Source organism: Corallococcus sp. AB011P, from assembly GCF_003611605.1.
Classification (GTDB): Bacteria; Myxococcota; Myxococcia; order Myxococcales; family Myxococcaceae; genus Corallococcus; species Corallococcus coralloides.
This window is the reverse complement of the sequence record NZ_RAVX01000026.1, coordinates 12,428-28,004: the sequence shown is the minus strand read 5'-3', so window position 1 is coordinate 28,004 and position 15,577 is coordinate 12,428. Positions and strand designations below refer to the sequence as shown.

Genomic DNA, 15,577 nt, shown 5'->3' with positions numbered 1-15,577 from the left:
CTCGTGCACCCCGCCGAACGGCAGACCGACTATCGCTGGCCCCTCCTGTGGGCCGGCGCCCTCGTGGCACTCGTGGGAGCCATCCTCCTGGGGGTGGCCATCTCCGAGTCCGAGGCGTGGACCGAGGTGGCCGGCGCCCTGGGCCTCTCCTTCGTGGGGTGGGGCGGGCTCGTCCAGTCCTTCGACGCCGGGGCGCTCGCCCTGGGCGCCCAGAAGGCCTCGGCCGTGGCCGGCCCCAAGGCGCTGGTGGCCGGGACGCTCGTCTGGCTGGCCGGCTGGGGCCTCATCGCCGCCGGCATCCGCCGCGCGCCGGCCTCCGGTGAGGGGCCGAGCCCCGCCGCGGGTGCGCCCCTGTACCCGCGCCTGGCGCGCTACCGGGACTTCTATTGGAGCACGCTGGGCGCCTACGGCGGCGGCATCCTCCTGGCGGAGCTGGTGCTCCTGCTCCTCCAGACCGTCCTCTCCAGCGGCGTGCCGTCGGACCTGGGCGGCGCGGCGCGCGAGGCGGGCGGGGGGCTTTCGCTGCCACCCACCATCGCCTTCGCCATCGCGTTCATCGTGAGCATGGGCGTGGCGTTCGCGTCCGGCTTCGTGGGCGCGTCCCGGGCGCAGCGGCTGTCGTTCCCGGAAGCCACCATCGGCGTGTTCTACCTGGGCCTGCCGGTGCCCATCCTCCTGTCGCTGATGGAGCGCGTGCCGTCCCTGCAACTGGCGCTGGGCTACCGGCTGCGGGAGGTGACGTACGTCGCGGGGCTCATCGGCCGGCCGGAGCTGGCGTACTGGCTCGTCTTCGCCGCGCTGGTGCTGGCGCTCGTGCTGGGCATCAACACGGGCTTCATCGCGGCGGGCAGCGGCCGGGTGGACCTGCGGCTGGGCTTCGAGCTCTTCGTCGCGCGCCGGCACGTGGCGGTGTTCCGCCCGTCGCTGCTGTTGGGCGCGCTCGCGGTGCTGATGTTCGGCATCATCCCGCCGCTCATCGTCTACTTCATCATCCGCGGGGCGGAGGCCGCCGTGGAGCGCACGCGCGTGAAGTCCCTGGGCCTGGCGGATCCGCTCGCCGCCGCGTCCGCGCAGCACCGGATGAAGCTGCACGAGCAGTCGCCCACCATGATGATGACCGCCCTGTCGGTGGGCGGCGTGGGCGTGGGCGTGATGGCGCTCATCATCGTGCTCAGCGTGATGAGCGGCTTCGAGGCCGACCTCCAGCAGAAGATTCTGGGCACCAACGCGCACGCGGTGGTGTCGCGCTACGCAGGCGATTTGCCGGACTACGACAAGGTGATGCAGCAGGTGAAGCGCGTGCCCGGCGTGGTGGGCCAGACGCCCTTCATCATCAACCAGGTGATGATCGCCTCGGAGGGCAACGTCGACGGCGTCATCATCAAGGGCATCGACCCGAACACGGTCGGCTCGGTGACGGACCTGCCGCAGAACATCCTGCCCGGCGGCGACCTGGGCCACCTGGAGCAGCCCGGGAAGATCCTCCCCAGCAGCGCGGTGGAGGACGCGGATGGCGGGAAGGACGCCGAGGAGGAGGACCCCATCATCGGCAAGCCCTCCAAGCCCGCGAAGCCCACGGTGCTGCCGGGCATCATCATCGGCCGGGAGCTGGCGGCCTCGCTGCGCGTGGTGGTGGGGGACCGGGTGAATGTCGTATCCCCGCTGGGCACGGAGCTGGGGCCGTCCGGGCCCATCCCCAAGAGCCGCGCGTTCCGGGTGGCGGGCGTCTTCTACTCGGGCATGTACGAGTACGACTCCAAGTTCGTCTACATCCTGCTCAAGGAAGCGCAGGACTTCTTCGCGGTGAAGGGCGCCACGGGCATCGAATTGAAGGTGGCGGACATCGACGACGCGCGCCGCATCGCCAACCAGGTGGTGCGCGTGCTGGGCGGCTACCCCTACCGCGCGCGTGACTGGGGCGAGATGAACAAGAACCTCTTCTCCGCGCTGCGCCTGGAGAAGCTGGTGATGGGCATCATCCTGTCCATCATCATCATCGTCGCCGCGGGCCTCATCGTCGCCACGGTCATCATGCTGGTGCTGGAGAAGCGGAAGGAGATATCCGTCCTCAAGGCGCTGGGTGTCCCGGACGGCGGCATCGTGAAGATATTCCTCGCCGAAGGGCTCCAGATTGGCGTGGCCGGCGGCGTGCTGGGCCTGTTCTCCGGCCTCGCGTGGTGCCTCTTCATCGAGAAGGTCGGCATCAAGCTGGATCCGGAGGTCTATTACATCCCCGCGCTGCCGGTGCGCATCGAACCGGTGCAGACGGCGCTGGCGGTGATCATCGCGGTGCTCGTCACCTACCTGGCGTCCATCTACCCGGCCCTCAAGGCGAGCAGCGTGGAACCGGTAGAAGGTCTGAAGGCGGAGTAGCCATGGCGCTGTTGTCCATCCGCAACGTCTTCAAGAGCTACTTCCTGCACGGCAAGCGCATTGACGTGCTGCGCGACGTGTCGTTGGACATCAACGCCGGCGAGCTCGTCTCCATGATTGGCGCGTCCGGCGCGGGAAAGAGCACCTTCCTGCACGTGCTGGGCACGTTGGACGCCCCCGCCGCCGGTGAAGTCCTCTTCGACGGTAAGTCCGTCTTCTCCATGAACGACGCGGAGATCGCCGAGTTCCGCAACCGCACCATCGGCTTCGTCTTCCAGAGCCACTACCTGTTGCCGGAGTTCACCGCGCTGGAGAACGTGGCCATGCCCGCGCTCATCCAGCGCAGGGACCGCGGCCCCTCGTACGCCTACGCCCGTGAGCTCCTGGAGCGCGTGGGCCTGGGCAGCCGCGTGGACCACCGCCCCGGCGAGCTGTCCGGCGGCGAGGCCCAGCGCGTGGCCCTGGCGCGCGCGCTGGTGCTCAAGCCCGCGGTGCTGCTCGCGGACGAACCCACGGGCAACCTGGATCCCACGACAGGCGAGGGCATCCACCAGCTCCTCCGGGACGTCAACCGGGACCTGGGCATCACCGCCGTCGTCGTCACGCACAACGAGACGCTTGCTCGCTCCATGCCCCGCCGTCTGAGACTGGCCGGCGGGCAGGTGTCGGAGGCCTGATGGCCGCTCGCTTTTGGATTGAGGGGCCCTCCCCCCATCCCGTACATTGCCCCGCCTTTTCCTGGCCGGACTGCACTTGAGGCTCACCGTTCTGCGCAAGTCATTGCTCCCGCTGCTGGCGGTCGCCCTGTGGGCGTTCGGGCCCGTTTCTGCCTACGCCCAGGTGGACGTGGACGCGGGCTCGCCCGCCGTCGTCCCCCCGTCGACTCCCGCCGCCACGCCCGTGTCGCCTCCAGATGGAGGCTCGCCCTCGGGCGCGGACGCGCCGCTGGCCACCTCCCCGGACGACGAGGACACGAACGTCTCCTCGTCGGATCGCGTGGTGGAGATCCGCATCGAAGGCAACCGCCGCGTGGAGTCGGAGGCCGTCCGCCGCGCCCTGCGCACGAAGGTCGGTGACCCGCTCACCCGCTCCGCGGAGGACCTCCGCGCCATCTGGGCCCTGGGCTACTTCACGGACGTGCAGCTGCTCGCGCAGCGCATGGCCAACGGCATCGCGTACGTGGTGCGCGTATCGGAGCGCCCCACCATCCGCGCCGTGCAGCTCCAGGGCAACGAGGAGCTCAACGCGGAGGACCTGAAGGAACAGCTGGAGCTCAAGGCCGGCGCCATCCTCGACATCGAGGCCGTGCGCGCCACGCAGAAGAAGATCCAGGAGAAGTACGTCGAGAAGGGCTACTTCCTGGCGGAGGTGACGTACCGGCTGGATCCGGTGGAGGGCGGCGCCGCGGTCAACGTCGTCTACGTCATCAACGAGCACTCGAAGGTGATGGTGAAGCAGATCATCCTTCAGGGCGCGGAGAAGGTGTCCCCGGAGGAGCTCAAGGCGACGATGATTACGAAGGAGGGCGGCTTCCTGTCCTTCTTCACCGGCGAGGGCACCTACCGCGAGGAGGCCTTCCAGCGCGACCTCGCCGTCATCCAGATCGCCTACTACGACCGCGGCTTCATCAACGTGCGCGTGGACAAGCCCACCGTGCAGCTGTCCGCGGACAAGCGCGACATCTACATCACCCTGCACATCACCGAGGGTGAGTCGTACGACATCGGGAAGATCGACTTCGCGGGCGACCTGGAGCGCCCGCCGGAAGAGCTGCTGAGGCTGATGAAGTCGCGCCCCAAGGAGCGCTTCAACCGCGGCCAGCTCTCCACGGACATCTCCGCCATCTCCGACGTGTACTTCGACAAGGGGTACGCGTACGCCAACATCAACCCCGTCACCTCCGTGAACGCGGAAGACCGGACGGTGGACCTCACCTTCGACATCCAGAAGGGCCCGCTCGTCAACATCGAGCGCATCGACGTCGTCGGCAACACGAAGACGCGCGACAAGGTCATCCGCCGCGAGCTGCGCGTCTACGAAGGCGAGCTCTACAACGGCACCGGCGTGAAGCGCAGCCGCGAGCGCGTCACCGCCCTGGGCTTCTTCGAGACCGTCGAAATCACCCAGCACCCGGGCAGCTCCGACAACGCCATCGTGTTGCAGGTGGAGGTGAAGGAGAAGGCCACCGGCACCTTCCAGGTGGGCCTGGGCTTCTCCAACGTGGAGAACTTCATCTTCACGGCCCAGGTGTCGCAGAACAACTTCCTCGGCTGGGGCCAGAGCGTGTCCGCGTCCGCCCAGATTTCGGGCCTGCGCTCCCTCGTCCAGCTGTCGTTCTACGACCCGTACTTCCTGGACACGAACTACCTCTTGTCCGCGGAGTTCTTCCGCGTGCAGGCGGACTACGAAGGCTTCATCCGCAACTCCACGGGCGGCACCGTCTCCCTGGGCCGCCAGCTGGTGGACGACGTGCTCGCCACCGTCGGTTACTCGCGTGAGTACGTGGACGTGCAGGCGGGGCAGGGCATTGGCGCGGTGCTGCTCGCCAACCAGTTCCAGTCCGGCGTCACCAGCGCGCTGCGCCTGTCCGTGTCCTTCGACCGGCGCGACAACCGCCTCTTCCCGTCGCGCGGCTTCATCCACTACGGCTCGGTGGAGACGGCGCCCTCGTTCCTGGGCGGCACGTTCCTCTTCAACCGCTACACGGCCTACTCGCGCCTGTACTTCCCCCTGCCGCTGGGCCTGGTCTTCAAGACGAACGCCACGCTGGGCTACGTGCAGCAGCTGGACTCCAGCAAGCCGCTGCCCATCAGCGAGCTCTACTACGTGGGCGGCATCAACACGATCCGCGGCTACTACCTGCGCAGCATCAGCCCCACGCTGCTGGTGCCGCGCGCGGACAACCCGGACGCCAACGTCACCGAGTTCCGGGTGGGCGGCAACAAGCAGCTCATCTTCAACTTCGAGCTGGAGTTCCCCATCTTCGAGAAGGCCGGCCTGCGCGGCGTGCTCTTCTACGACGCCGGCAATGCCTTCGGCTCAAACGAGAGGTTCTTCGAGGACCGGCAGGACAAGCTCCCGCTGGGCCTCTTCCACTCGGCGGGCTTCGGCTTCCGCTGGTTCTCGCCCATCGGACCCCTGCGCTTCGAGTGGGGAATCCCGCTGACCAAGCGGCCGTCGGACGACCCCATCCTGTTCGAGTTCACGATCGGTAACTTCTTCTGATAGGCATTGACCCCAAGGCCTTCCCGGTACGTCCTCCTCCGCCCCACCCGGGCGGAAGTGAACAGGCCGGGATGGCGGACGTCGGAGCCTGCAGCACCCTTTCCGAGGAGCCTTGACCCATGTCGCTTCGAAGCACCCTGGCGGCCGCCGCCGCTGTCCTGTCGCTCGCCCTCCCGGTTGCCGCTTCGGCCGCCGAGCTCAAGGTGGCCTACGTCGACCTGCAGCGCGTGCTGCTGGAGGTGGATGACGGCAAGGCCGCCAAGGCCCGTCTCCAGAAGTGGCTGGAGGACCGCCAGAAGGAGATCGACAAGGAGCAGGAGGCGCTCCGCAAGGAGAAGGAGACCCTGGACAAGCAGGCCAGCGCCATGAGCGAGGCCACGCGCACCCAGAAGGCCACCGAGCTCCAGAAGAAGGTGATGGAGCTGGCGCAGAAGTACGAGCGCAGCCGCGCCGAGGCCGCCAACAAGGAGCGCCAGGAGATGGAGCCCATCGTCAACCGCATCGACCAGGTCATCGCGTCCATCGCGGAGCGGGACGGCCTGGGCATGGTGCTGGACAAGCGCGACTCCGGCATCGTCTTCGCGCTGTCCCAGTACGACATCTCCAACGAGGTCGTGCGCAGCTACAACAACAGCGCCTCCAAGAAGCCCGCGCCGGTGGCCAAGGACGCCCCGGTCAAGAAGTAGGCGTTGGACACCCCCGTGCCATCCGCACCCAACGCGCACCGGCTGGGGGACATCGCCACCCACGTCCGGGGTGAGCTCCTCGGCGACCCCGGACTGCTCGTCCATGGCCTGAACGGCCTGGAGGAGGCAGTCCCGGGGGAGGTGTCGTTCTACGGCAACCCCCGCTACCGCAAGCAGTTCGAGGCCACCCGCGCCTCGGCGGTGCTGGTGGGGACGGATGCGCCCGCTCGCGACGGCGTGGCCCTGGTGCGGGTGCCCAACCCGCACCTGGCCTACGCGAAGCTCCTCGCCCTGTTCCACCCGGCCACGCGGCCCGCCGCGGGCATCCACCCGGCCGCCCACGTGCACCCGGAGGCCACGGTGCACCCGGAGGCCACCGTGAAGGCCGGGGCGGTGGTGGAGAAGGGCGCCCACGTCGGCGCCCGCACGGTGCTACACCCTGGCGCCTACGTCGGTGAAGGCGCGCGTGTCGGCGACGACTGCGTGCTCTACCCGCACGCCACGGTGCGTGAGGGGTGCGTGGTGGGCTCGCGCGTCATCCTCCACGCCTCGTCGGTGGTGGGCGCGGACGGCTTCGGCTTCGCCTTCGACGCGGAGGGCGAGGACGGCCCGCGCCACTTCAAGATTCCCCAGGTGGGCATCGTCCGCATCGAGGACGACGTGGAAGTCGGGGCCTGCACCTGCATCGACCGCGCGACGGTGGGTGAAACGGTGGTGGGCCGCGGGACGAAGCTCGACAACCTGGTGCAGATCGCCCACAACGTGCGCGTGGGCCCGCTGTCGCTCATCTGCGCGCAGGCGGGTGTTTCGGGTTCGGCGGAGGTGGGCACCGGCGTGGTGCTCGCGGGGCAGGTGGGCGTGGTGGGCCACATCCGCGTGGGAGACCTGGCCAAGGTCGGCGCGCAGTCCGGCGTCGCCCATGACGTTCCAGACGGGCAGGTCGTCAGTGGCAGCCCCGCCATCCCCCACAAGGACTGGCTGCGCGCCAGCGCCGCGTCGGGGCAGCTGGCGGATCTGCTCAAGGAAGTGCGCGCCCTTCGCAAGAGGGTGGAGCTGTTGGAGAAGGAGAAGGGCGGATGATGGACATTGGCGAGATCCAGGCGCTGCTGCCGCACCGCTACCCGTTCCTCCTGGTGGACCGGGTGGTGGAAATCGTGCCGGGCCAGAAGCTCACGGCCTACAAGAACGTCACCATCAACGAGCCCTTCTTCAACGGCCACTTCCCGGGGCACCCGGTGATGCCGGGCGTGCTCATCCTGGAGGCGCTCGCCCAGGCGACGGCCATCCTTGCGTATAAGACGGAAGCCATGGACCCGACGCGGCTCGTCACGTACTTGATGGGCGTGGACAACGCGCGCTTCCGCAAGCCGGTGGTGCCCGGAGACCGGCTCCAACTGGACATTGAAGTCATCCGCCACAAGGGCGCCATCTGGAAGACGAAGGGTGTGGCGTCGGTGGATGGCGCCAAGGTGGCGGAAGGGGAGTTCCTCGCCACCGTGGTGGACAAGAACAAGGCAGCCAAGGGCGACGAGAGCGCGGCGCCGTAGGGCGCGTCATTCGCGCTGCTGAGGAGAGAAGGACATGGCGCAGGTTCATCCCACCGCGGTCGTCCATCCGGGAGCCCGGCTCCACGACACCGTGGAGGTGGGGCCGTTCTCGGTCATCGGGCCCCAGGTCGTCATTGGCGCGGGCACCCGCATCGGGCCGCACGTCGTCATCGAGGGCCGCACCACCCTGGGAGAGCGCAACCACCTCTTCCAGTTCTGTTCCGTGGGCGCGGCGCCCCAGGACCTGAAGTACGCGGGCGAGGACACGGAGCTCGTCATTGGCGACGAGAATCAAATCCGTGAGTTCGTCACGGTGAACCTGGGCACGGTGGCCGGCGGCGGCGCCACGCGCCTCGGCCACCGCAACCTGCTGCTCGCCAACAGCCACATCGCGCACGACTGCGTCGTGGGCAATGAGGTCCTCCTGGCCAACGGGGCCGCGCTCGCGGGCCACGTGGTGGTGGAGGACTCGGTGAAGATTTCGGGCCTCGTGGCGGTGCACCAGTTCACCCGGCTGGGGCGCTACGCGTTCATCTCCGGCGGCTCCATGGTCACCATGGACGTGCCCCCGTACTGCACCGTGCAGGGGGACCGGGCCACGCTGGTGGGCCTCAACACCGTGGGCCTGGAGCGCGGCGGCTTCACCGAGGAGCAGATTGGCCGCGTGAAGGAGGCCTACCGCATCCTCTTCCGCTCCAAGCTGGGGCTCCAGGAGGCGCTCGCGCAGCTGCGCGGGGAGCTCTCCGGGCACCCGGAAGTGGAGCACCTGGTGCGGTTCGTGGAGACGAGCAAGCGCGGCGTCACGCGCTAGGCCCTTTCACGAGGGAACGGAGGGGAGTGGGTGGAGCGCATCGGGCTCATCGCCGGCAACGGCCAGCTTCCCTTCCTCTTCGCGCGGGCCGCCCGTGCGCGCGGCCTGGAGGTGGTGGTGGCCGCGCACCGGGGAGAGACGGACCCGGCGCTGGAGCAGGAGGTCGGCCACTTCGCCTGGGTGCGCGTGGGGCAGGTGGGCCGCATCCAGAAGGTCTTCCGCCAGGCGGGTGTCTCCCGGGCGGCCATGGCGGGCGGCATCGGCCGCGTGCGAGCGCTCACGGAGGCCCGGCCGGACCTGGGCGCGGTGCGCATCATCTCCCGCCTGCGCAGCTTCCGGGACGACGCGCTCCTGCGCGCCGTGGCCGCGGACTTCGAGTCACAGGGCATCACCATCATCGCGCCCACGGACTTCCTGGGCGAGGTGCTGTGCCCCGAAGGGCACCTGGCCGGCCCCGCGCTGAAGCCCGTGCAAGAGAAGGACGTGGCCCTCGGCAGGGAGGTGGCGGTGCTCCTGGGGCAGGCGGACGTGGGCCAGACGGTGGTGGTGCGGGACGGCCACGTGCTGGCGCTGGAGGCCGTGGAGGGCACCGACGAGACCATCCGCCGGGGCGCGAAGCTGGGCGGCCCGGGCTCGGTGGTGGTGAAGCGCTGCAAGCCGGAGCAGGACCTGCGCTTCGACTTGCCCGCCGTGGGGCCCCGCACGCTGGAAGTCATGGAGGAAGTAGGCGCCCGGGTGCTGGCGCTGGAGGTAGGGCGCACGGTGCTGTTGGACGCACCCGCCCTCTTCGCGGGGGCCACCGCGCGAGGCATCACCCTGGTGGGCGTGCGGTAGGCTCGCCGGGAATCCGTTCCCCCGGGCTGGAGTTGCCTCCCCACCTCCTCCCGCGACGCCGAGGTTGACGCCGCATGTCCGTCCGACTCCTACCTCTCGTGGCCCTGCTGGGTCTGCCGCTCACTGCCTCCGCGGAGGCCATCCGGGTATCGCTGGAAGGCAAGGCGGCGCTGGGTGAAGGCGTGCCCGCGCTGCTCATCCACATCGAGGAGCCCATCGACGGCTTCGAGGTGAAGCTCAAGCGCAGCGACGGCAAGACGGTGGAGCTCAAGGGGGGCGGCAAGCCGGGTCTCACCCGCCGCGTCGCCCTGGAGCAGCCGGAAGGGAAGTTCCACTACGAGGGCGAGCTCACCGTGCGGTTCCCGGGCGGGGCGGAGCCGGGAAGCATGCCTCTCTCGTTCGACACGGAGCTCAACGGCCCGCTGAAGATGGAGGTGCGCCCGGAGGACGTGGACGTGCCCGGCCGCAAGCTGCGCTTCACGCTGTCGCGCCCGGCCGCGAAGACGGAAGTCACGGTGAAGATGGACACCGGCAAGACGGCCTTCGCGGGCGACGTGGACTTCAAGGGCGCGCCCGCGGGCACGCCGTTGGAAGTGAAGTGGCTGCCGGCGGAGGGCAAGGTGATGCACATCCGCCTGAGGGCCTATGACACCTCCGACTTCTACACGGGCGTGGACCTCTACCCGTGGCAGGTGGACATCCCGCATGAGGAGGTGACCTTCGCCTCCGGCCGCTCGGACGTTCCGCCGGCGGAGAAGGGCAAGCTGGACGCCAGCTACAAGAGCATCACGGAGGCGTTGAATAAGTATGGCCGCTGGGCGTCGCTGCGCCTGTACGTGCTCGGGCACACCGACACGGTGGGCAGCACGAGCGACAACCGCGAGCTTTCGCTCAAGCGGGCGAAGAGCATCGCGTCCTACTTCCGCCAACGGGGCCTGAAGGTACCAGTGTTCTACGAGGGCTTTGGTGAGCAGTCCCCGGCGGTGCCCACGCCGGACGAGACGGCGGAGGCTGCCAACCGCCGCGCCGAATACATCATCGCGGTGGAGGACCCGTCCCTGACGAACGCGCCCTTCGCCCCTCGCTGGCGCAAGCCTTGAGGTGTCACATGGTGGAACTTCCTCGCATCCGTTGGGCGCTCGCCGTCGCGGGCCTGGGCTTGCTGGGGACGGTGGGCTGCGCGCACTCGGTCCCCCTCGAGCAGCGAGTGCAGGCCGAGGACGAGAAGTGCACGCTCCTCCAGGCGCTGATGCGCCAGCCCGCGCCCGCGAAGGCCATCCAGAAGTTCGTCGCCGAGGGCAAGGAGGAGAGGGCCCCCGTGGTCGTCTACGTGCGCCACCCGGAGGAGGCCTCGCTGGAGCGCTTCTTCACCGGCGACACCCAGTGCGCGAACGAATCGTTCAAGGTCGTGCAGGAGAACGTGGTGGACGCCGTGGTGGTGTACCTGCAGGAGGTCCAGGGCGGCTACGCGTACGACGCGCAGCGCTCCAGCCCGGACCGCCTCACCATGGACGGCCGTCCCCAGGGCACCGTGCGCAAGGACGGCGCCGTGTGGGTGGCGGGCGCGGACGCTATTTGAGCAGGTCCTTCGCCCCGTCCGCGATGAACTGCACCGCGATGGCGGCCAGGATGAGCCCTGACACGCGCTCCAGGATGGCGACGCCGGACTGACGCAGCACCCGCTGCACCAGGCTGGACGCGTTGAGGATGAAGTAGGTCGCGGTGAAGGTCAGCACCACCGCCGCGACCACCGGCAGCGCGGACACGAAGGACGTCCCGGAGCGCGCCATCAGCACCATGGCGGTGGCGATGGCGCCCGGCCCCGCGAGCAGCGGAATGGCCAGCGGGACGATGGCCACGTCCTCCTTCACCACGCCCTCTTCTTCTTCCGTGGGGCTGGTGCGCGTGGAGGAGGGGCGGGCGCGCAACATGTCCAGGGACGTAATCAGGAGCAGGATGCCGCCCGCCACGCGGAAGGCGCCCAGCGACACGGCGAACACCTGGAAGATGACGCGGCCGAAGACGGCGAAGAACAGCATCATCCCGCACGCCACCAGACAGGCGCGCAGGGCGGTGCTGCGGATCTGCTGCTTGGTGTCCCCCGCCGTCATCGCCAGGAACAGCGGCACGACGCCAATCGGGTCCACCACGAAGAAGATGGCGGACAGCGACACGAGGAAGGTGGACACCATACCGGACGTCGACATGGTGCTTTAGACCGTGAAGCGCAGCTTCCAGACCATGCCCAGCGCTTCGACGAAGATCTTCTTGTTCATCTTCGAGTGCCCCACGCGCCGGTCCTCGAACACGATGGGGACCTCGCGCACGGTGAAGCCCTTGCGCAGGGTGCGGTAGGTCAGCTCAATCTGGAAGGCGTACCCGGTGCTGCGCACCTCATCCAGGTTGATGCTCTCCAGCACGCGGCGGTTGAAGCACTTGAAGCCGCCGGTGAGGTCGCGCACGTCCACGCCCAGGATGCTGCGCGCGTAGAGCGAACCGCCTCGGCTGATGATCTTCCGGCCCACGCCCCAGTTCACCGTGCCGCCGCCATCCACGTAGCGCGAGCCCAGCACCAGGTCCGCGCCGCCTTCCGCAGCGTCCAGGAAGGTGGGCAGGTAGCGCGGGTCGTGGCTGAAGTCCGCGTCCATCTCCAGGATGTACGTGTAGCCCTCGGCCAGGGCCCACCGGAAGGCGGCCAGGTACGCGCGGCCCAGGCCCTCCTTCTTCTCGCGGTGGAGCACGCGCACGCGCGGGTTCTTCGCGGCCAGCTCGTCCGCGAGCTGCCCCGTCCCGTCGGGCGAGTTGTCGTCGACGACGAGGATGTCCACACGGGGGTCCGCCGCCAGCACCGCCTGGGTGATGGGGCCGATGTTGTCCCGCTCGTTGTAGGTGGGGATGCAGACCAGCGCACGGTTCATGACCCGGCGGACATACCCCAAACCCGGCGCTGGAACAGCAGAACCGACGCCAACCCGGTCGGTTCTCCGGCTCAGGCGACAGGGCGCGGGGGCAGCAGCTCCAGCACCGTCTGGGCCGCGCGGTGGGCGGCACCCACCTCGCCCAGGCGCCCGCGCACCTCGGCCAGGCCCTGGACCATGGCATCGCGGGGCTCGCCCGGCAGCCACACGCGCCGCACCTCGGAGGCGATGTTCTCCGGCGTCATCTCCCCCTGGAGCAGCTCCGGCACCACGCGCCGGCCCGCCAGCAGGTTGATGAGCGACACGAAGGCCACCTTCAGCATCAGCCGGCCCACCCAGTACGTCACCAGCGACACGCGGTACACGACGACGAGCGGCCGCTCCATCAGCCCCGCCTCCAGCACCGCCGTGCCGGAGGCCACCACCGCGGCGTCGCTCGCGCCCACGACCTCCGGGGCGCGCCCGTCCACCAGCACCGGCGTCACGCCGCTGCCCTCGAAGCGGGAGAGGATCTCCTCCTTCGCGATGGTGGGCGCCACCGGCACCACCACCTGGAGCCCCGGCCGCTCGGAGACGAGCTGCTTTGCGGCCCCGACGAGGGTGGGCAGGATGCGGCGGATCTCACTCATCCGGCTGCCGGGCAGCAGCGCGAGCGTGGGAGCGTCCTCGGGCAGGCCCAGGCGCTGGCGGAACTCGCGGGCGCTGGCGGACTTGGGCATCTGCTCCAGGACAGGACTGCCCACGTAGCGTGCGGGCACCCCGGCCTCCCGGTAGAAGTCCTCCTCGAAGGGAAGGATGCAGAGCATCCGGTCCACCAGCCGCTGGATGGTGCGCACGCGGCCCCGGCGCCAGGCCCAGATCATCGGGGACACGTAGTAGGCCACCGGGATGCCTAGGGCCTTGAGCTTCTTGGCCAGGCGCAGGTTGAAGTCCGGGATGTCCACCAGGATGGCGCAGTCGGGGCGGCGCTCCTCGGCGGCCTGGGCCAGGTCCTTCATGATCCGCAGGATGCGGGGGATGCGGGGGAGCACCTCGGTGATGCCCATGACGGACACTTCCCGGGCGTCGTGGATGAGCTCCACCCCCCGAGCGGCCAGCCGGGCGCCTCCCATGCCGAAGAAGGTGAGGTCGGGGCGCAGGGCCTGGAGGGCGGCGACGAGCTCCGAGGCGTGGGTGTCGCCGGAGGCCTCGCCGGCCACGACGAGGATGCGGGGGGAGGATGGCTGCGTCATGGGAGGCAAGACCCTCATCGTAGCTGATGCGCGGAGGGAGGGAGGTTGTAGACTGCGGCCCCCTTGAAGACGCTTCTGCTCGCTGAGAGCCACCCCCCGACCCTGGAGCACCTGACGGGCTTGCTCTCGCAGGCCGGGTACACCGTTCGGGCGGTGAATGACGCCGTGATGGCGTTGGAGCACTTCTCGGCGGACAACCCGGACGTGGTGGTGCTGGGCGTGGACCTGCCGCGCGTGGAGGGGCAGCACGTCGTGCACCTCATCCGAGGGCACAGCCAGGGCGGGCGCGTGCCCATCGTGGCCATCGACAAGGGGCACCTGGGCCGCGCGAAGGGCGTGAGCTCGGTGCTGGACCTGAAGGTCAACGCGTACATCCCGGATCCGCTCAAGCCGGGGGAGCTGGTGCCCCGCCTGGAGGCGCTGGTGAAGGCCGCCCAGGCCATCCCGCTCACGGGCCTGGCCGCCACGCTGTCGAGGCCCGCGGTGGCGGCGGGGGACCTGAAGTCCTTCCCGCTGCCGGCGCTGCAGCACTCGCTCTACCGGCTGCGCCGTGACGGCGTGCTGGTGGTGGCCCTCAAGGGGCTGTCGCGCCGGGTGTACTTCCTGCGCGGCGGGCCGGTGAACTTCGACTCCTCCGCGAAGGAGGACGCGCTGCCGCGCTTCCTGCGCGAGCGGCGGGTCCTTACGGAGGCGCAGGAGCAGCCGGTGGTGGAGTCACTAGCCTCCGGGCTGCGCATCGGCGCGGCGCTGGCGGACGTGGGCGTGGAGGCGGTGGGCGAGGACCTGCTGGCGCTCCTTCGCGACTTCACCAGGGACCGGCTCGGACGCGTGCTGGCCATGCGCGAGGGCCGTTACGCGTTCTACGCGGGCGACGAGTTCTCCTCCGAAGTGGCCTCCGTGGATCAGCCCGCCCTGGCCCCGCTGCTGGAGGCCGCGCGCCGGCGGATGCCCCTGCGGGTGGTGGCGAACGCGCTCAAGGCGCACCTGAACGAGTACCCGGTGCGCTCGGCGGACTTCGGCCGGGACCTCCAGTCGATGGCGCTGGACACGGAGGACCTGAAGCTGGCGATGCAGGTGAATGGCCGCATCGTGCTCAAAGACCTGCTCGCGCACGGACGCGCGGAGCTGCGGGCGGCGTACACGCTGCTGTGGTTCCTCAAGCTGACGGGCGGGGTGACGTTCTCCGCGACGCCGGTGGCGACGGGGACGGACGTGCTGAGCGCGGCAGTGGTGCCAGACGTTATCGCGCCGCGCAAGCGCAAGAGCCTGCCCGCGGAGACGGCGGCGGCGCTTCGCGAGGAAGCGGTGCGCATCATCACGCGCAGCTACTTCGGCGGGCTGGGCCTGGACCTCGCGGCGGACAAGGAGGCGGTGGAGCGCGCGTATCACGAGACGGCGATGCGCTTTCATCCGGACACCTACGCGGAGTTCGACCTCTCCGACCTGCGCGACCTGTTGGAGCAGGTGCAGGAGAAGCTGTCCGCGGCGTACCGCGTGCTGAGCGTGGACGAGAAGCGCCGCGCCTATCTCCAGTACTTCCTCAGCCGGCAGGAGGTGGTGGGCCGCGCGACCGCCATCAACGTGGACGCGGAGCTCGCGCTGCGCCGGGGCGAGTCCGCGATGAAGCGGGGCGACTACAAGGCGGCCATCCAGGGCTTCGAGGAGGCGGTGTCACTCAACGGCGGCGAGCCCGAGTACTACTCGTACCTCGCCTGGGCGAAGTACCGGGGCTCGCCCGGGCCTCTGATGCAGCGGGCGCTCGCGGCGCGCAAGGTGCTCAAGCAGGCGCTGACGTTGGACCCGTACCTGGAGCGGGCGCAGATCATCGCGGCCATCATCGAAATCGACCTGGACGACGCGCCGCTCGCGCGCAAGAAGCTGATGAAGGTGCTGGAGCTGAATCCGTATTCGGTGCTCGCGAGGGCGGCGTTGCAGAAGGTGGTGAAGTAGT

General features: G+C 69.4%; 14 protein-coding genes. 11 read left to right on the top strand and 3 right to left on the bottom strand.

What is annotated here, in order from left to right; genetic code table 11:
• The first annotated feature begins 3 nt into the window (after positions 1–3).
• From D7X30_RS37035 to D7X30_RS36990, 10 genes are all read left to right on the top strand, one after another.
• Positions 4–2,373 carry an ABC transporter permease gene (locus tag D7X30_RS37035; RefSeq protein ID WP_120567699.1) on the top strand — a complete coding sequence of 790 codons (2,370 nt, stop codon included), beginning with the start codon at positions 4–6 and terminating at the stop codon, positions 2,371–2,373.
• 2 nt (positions 2,374–2,375) lie between these two features.
• Positions 2,376–3,050: an ABC transporter ATP-binding protein gene (locus tag D7X30_RS37030; RefSeq protein WP_120567698.1), complete on the top strand. Its 675-nt coding sequence runs from the start codon at positions 2,376–2,378 to the stop codon at positions 3,048–3,050.
• Positions 3,051–3,126: 76 nt separating this feature from the next.
• Entirely contained in the window at positions 3,127–5,598 is a 2,472-nt protein-coding gene (gene bamA, locus D7X30_RS37025) for an outer membrane protein assembly factor BamA (RefSeq protein ID WP_233592039.1), read from the top strand.
• Positions 5,599–5,717: 119 nt separating this feature from the next.
• Positions 5,718–6,284, top strand: a complete 567-nt coding sequence (locus tag D7X30_RS37020; protein ID WP_120567696.1) for an OmpH family outer membrane protein — start codon at positions 5,718–5,720, stop codon at positions 6,282–6,284.
• Positions 6,285–6,299: 15 nt separating this feature from the next.
• Complete coding sequence (gene lpxD, locus D7X30_RS37015) at positions 6,300–7,364, top strand: UDP-3-O-(3-hydroxymyristoyl)glucosamine N-acyltransferase (RefSeq protein ID WP_120567760.1); 1,065 nt, start codon at positions 6,300–6,302, stop codon at positions 7,362–7,364.
• A complete protein-coding gene (fabZ, locus tag D7X30_RS37010; protein ID WP_014395495.1) occupies positions 7,361–7,831 on the top strand; it encodes a 3-hydroxyacyl-ACP dehydratase FabZ in 471 nt (156 codons plus the stop codon). The genes lpxD and fabZ overlap by 4 nt, the downstream gene beginning before the upstream one ends.
• Before the next feature lie 34 nt (positions 7,832–7,865).
• Positions 7,866–8,642, top strand: a complete 777-nt coding sequence (gene lpxA / locus D7X30_RS37005; protein ID WP_120567695.1) for an acyl-ACP--UDP-N-acetylglucosamine O-acyltransferase — start codon at positions 7,866–7,868, stop codon at positions 8,640–8,642.
• Positions 8,643–8,672: 30 nt separating this feature from the next.
• Complete coding sequence (locus D7X30_RS37000) at positions 8,673–9,476, top strand: LpxI family protein (RefSeq protein WP_120567694.1); 804 nt, start codon at positions 8,673–8,675, stop codon at positions 9,474–9,476.
• A 74-nt stretch (positions 9,477–9,550) separates the two neighbouring features.
• A complete protein-coding gene (locus D7X30_RS36995; protein WP_120567693.1) occupies positions 9,551–10,576 on the top strand; it encodes an OmpA family protein in 1,026 nt (341 codons plus the stop codon).
• 8 nt (positions 10,577–10,584) lie between these two features.
• Positions 10,585–11,055 (top strand): hypothetical protein, encoded by a 471-nt coding sequence (locus tag D7X30_RS36990; protein ID WP_120567692.1) that lies wholly within the window; start codon positions 10,585–10,587, stop codon positions 11,053–11,055.
• On the opposite strand, the gene D7X30_RS36985 is transcribed toward D7X30_RS36990, so the two are convergent.
• From D7X30_RS36985 to lpxB, 3 genes are all read right to left on the bottom strand, one after another.
• Positions 11,048–11,683: a MarC family protein gene (locus D7X30_RS36985; RefSeq protein ID WP_120567691.1), complete on the bottom strand. Its 636-nt coding sequence runs from the start codon at positions 11,681–11,683 to the stop codon at positions 11,048–11,050. The genes D7X30_RS36990 and D7X30_RS36985 overlap by 8 nt on opposite strands.
• A gap of 6 nt (positions 11,684–11,689) precedes the next feature.
• Positions 11,690–12,394, bottom strand: a complete 705-nt coding sequence (locus D7X30_RS36980) for a polyprenol monophosphomannose synthase (RefSeq protein ID WP_120567690.1) — start codon at positions 12,392–12,394, stop codon at positions 11,690–11,692.
• 71 nt (positions 12,395–12,465) lie between these two features.
• Positions 12,466–13,626 carry a lipid-A-disaccharide synthase gene (lpxB, locus tag D7X30_RS36975; RefSeq protein WP_120567689.1) on the bottom strand — a complete coding sequence of 387 codons (1,161 nt, stop codon included), beginning with the start codon at positions 13,624–13,626 and terminating at the stop codon, positions 12,466–12,468.
• Positions 13,627–13,689: 63 nt separating this feature from the next.
• On the opposite strand from lpxB, the gene D7X30_RS36970 reads away from it, so the two are divergent.
• Positions 13,690–15,576 carry a DUF4388 domain-containing protein gene (locus D7X30_RS36970; RefSeq protein WP_120567688.1) on the top strand — a complete coding sequence of 629 codons (1,887 nt, stop codon included), beginning with the start codon at positions 13,690–13,692 and terminating at the stop codon, positions 15,574–15,576.
• The last annotated feature ends 1 nt before the right edge of the window (position 15,577 follow it).